The following is a 2132-nucleotide window of genomic DNA, read 5'->3' as shown; positions in this document are numbered from 1 at the left end:
TCGGCCGGTAGCTCCTCAGGCGGGATGAGCGCCTTCAGCGTGTTGAGATCGGCCACCAAGTCATTCCAATCATCGCGGCTGACGGTGAGCGGAAGCCAATCGTGATAAGCCGTGTTGTCCACGAGCGCCCAAGCCGAGCGCACGACCGCAAGCACGGCAGCGTAACCTTCAGGATTATGTTTCATTTGCCGCGGGCCTCCTCCAGAGTGATGCGCCAGTTGGGATCTATGGCGTTGCGCAGGCGGTTCGCTTGCTCGTCGTGCTCCAGCATCTGATATGTATCGTGAACATCGGCGTGCTTCGCGTGCCACGCAATCGCACCCTCGACGGCTGTTCGGAGCCGCGCGTTCTCCTCGCTCAACGCAATCTCGCGCTGTTCTTCGGTGCGCGCGCGATCCAGGCGCTCGATCTCGGCAACGATCAGGGCGCCAGCTTTCACAAGGTCGCGGCGATGATCAGTGGGCTTCCACCATGACCAGTTCCACGGCCACCAGCGATGCACCAATTCCTGCGCTCGCGCGCGGGACTGGCTTCCCCGCGGCTCAAGCACAACCCAGAGGGCGTAGCAGGCGGCGGAGGCGGCCATTTCACCTCTCGTGTGCTTGTCGTCATGGTCAGCCGTCCAACCTTCCTCCTCAACCTGTCGGCGGCGCTCAACCGCAATGTCTTCGAGTGCTTTGCTCATCGCGCTCTCCAATTTGATATCTCTTTCTCTTTTAGATGATATCTGATACAGGTCAAGGGCAATCCGCGTTGGAGATATCGTTTATGGCGGCCGAGATGACGACAGTGTACGTGATGGGCAGTCCGCGAGGTCCAGTGAAGATCGGCATCGCGAGGAACCCGCGACGGCGGCACCAAGCCATTCAGACGGGGAGCGCCAAGCCCGTGCGCCTCCTCTACTCTCGCGAGATACCGGCGGCACTGGCACCGAGCGTCGAAGGCCATGCGCACTGGCGGGTTCGCGAGCATCGGTTGAGCGGCGAGTGGTTTGATATCACCTATAGGGTTGCAAAGGAGGCGGTTGATATCGCAGTAGAGCTTGGCGGCGCTGGGCCGCAGGTGGCATCAACCGTGGGCCGGAAGCGTATCAACGACGAGCAGATGCCGGGGCGCTTCCCAGCCGGGACGTTCGCCCGGATGGATGCTGTGCTGAACCCGGGGGAGAAACGCTCCGACCTGCTGCGAGAGGCCGTGGAGAAGGAACTAAAGCGTCGCGAGCGGCAGAAGCCGGGCAGGGCTGCCGAGGGCGGCGAATGACAGACCTGCTGCGCCTCAGTCGTCTGGCGTTCGTGGATAGTTACGACGAAGATGGAACGCTCATTGTTCAAGCGAAGAGTATCCGCCATCACGAGCCTTACGGCTGCTGCCCGCTCTTCAGCTTCAGCAAGATGGGGACGAAGACGGTTCGCTATCGCGACCACGCTATCCAGGGGCAGCCGACGTGGCTGGAGATCAAGCGGCAGCGCTTTCGGTGTAACGCGTGCGGCAAAGTCGGATACGAAGTCCTGCCGGACATTGACACCGAGCGGCGGATCACGAAGCGCTTCCGGGAGCACCTTCAGCGGGAGGCGATCAAGTACCCATTCACGATGGCCGCCGAGATCAACGGCGTTCATGAGACGCTGATCCGGCGCATCTTCGACGAGCACGCTAAGCGGGTGATGCGGAAGTACAACGTGGTGCTTCCGCGAGTGCTCGGCATGGACGAGATCTACATCATGAAGCGCCCCCGCTTCGTGATCGGTGACGTTGAGAATAGCCTCATGCTCGACATGCAGGAGAGCAGGAAGCAGACGAACCTCAACGACTACTTCGAGTTCATCGGAGGCGGCGATAAGGTCGAAGTGGTCTGCCAGGACATGTGGAGCACCTACAGGAGTGTGACCCGCAAGCAATTCCCCAACGCTGTCACCGTCATCGATAAGTACCACGTCCAGCGGACCGCTAACGCCGCCGTCGAGTTGGTTCGCAAGGCCCACTTCATCCGGATCAGCAACCAGGATCGCATCAGGCTCAAGCGCAAGAAGGGCCTTCTCCTCGCCCGCTGGGATAAGGCGAGCGACAAGCTGAAGGACGATCTTGAGAAGCTGTTCGTCGAGTTTCCGAACCTCCGCGCGGTCTATGAGTGG

At 60.9% G+C, this 2132-nt stretch carries 4 protein-coding genes; 2 read left to right on the top strand and 2 right to left on the bottom strand.

Annotation, left to right across the window (positions count from 1 at the left end; genetic code table 11):
* Together HPY23_RS32430 and HPY23_RS32425 are read right to left on the bottom strand one after the other, a co-directional pair.
* Window positions 1-185: hypothetical protein (locus HPY23_RS32430; protein WP_200649734.1), on the bottom strand; the 185-nt coding region annotated here is incomplete at its 3' end.
* The gene (locus HPY23_RS32425) at window positions 182-685 is read right to left on the bottom strand and encodes a hypothetical protein (RefSeq protein ID WP_139235070.1); all 504 of its coding nucleotides are present in this window, start codon (window positions 683-685) and stop codon (window positions 182-184) included. The genes HPY23_RS32430 and HPY23_RS32425, both read right to left, overlap by 4 nt.
* Before the next feature lie 83 nt (window positions 686-768).
* On the opposite strand from HPY23_RS32425, the gene HPY23_RS32420 reads away from it, so the two are divergent.
* Both HPY23_RS32420 and HPY23_RS32415 read left to right on the top strand, forming a co-directional pair.
* Window positions 769-1260 carry a GIY-YIG nuclease family protein gene (locus HPY23_RS32420; protein WP_175540089.1) on the top strand — a complete coding sequence of 164 codons (492 nt, stop codon included), beginning with the start codon at window positions 769-771 and terminating at the stop codon, window positions 1258-1260.
* The coding region (locus HPY23_RS32415; RefSeq protein ID WP_200649733.1) for a transposase at window positions 1257-2132 on the top strand (876 nt) is incomplete at its 3' end. The genes HPY23_RS32420 and HPY23_RS32415, both read left to right, overlap by 4 nt.

The sequence above is a fragment of the Methylobacterium ajmalii genome (genome assembly GCF_016613415.1).
GTDB lineage: Bacteria > Pseudomonadota > Alphaproteobacteria > Rhizobiales > Beijerinckiaceae > Methylobacterium > Methylobacterium ajmalii.
Note: the sequence above shows the minus strand (reverse complement) of the source record. Positions and strands in the feature narration are given on the sequence as shown.

What these genes read in the sequence shown, in the direction of transcription:
- HPY23_RS32425 (WP_139235070.1), bottom strand. Translation starts at nt 685, where the DNA reads ATGAGCAAAGCACTCGAAGACATTGCGGTTGAGCGCCGCCGACAGGTT.
- HPY23_RS32420 (WP_175540089.1), top strand. Translation starts at nt 769, where the DNA reads ATGGCGGCCGAGATGACGACAGTGTACGTGATGGGCAGTCCGCGAGGT.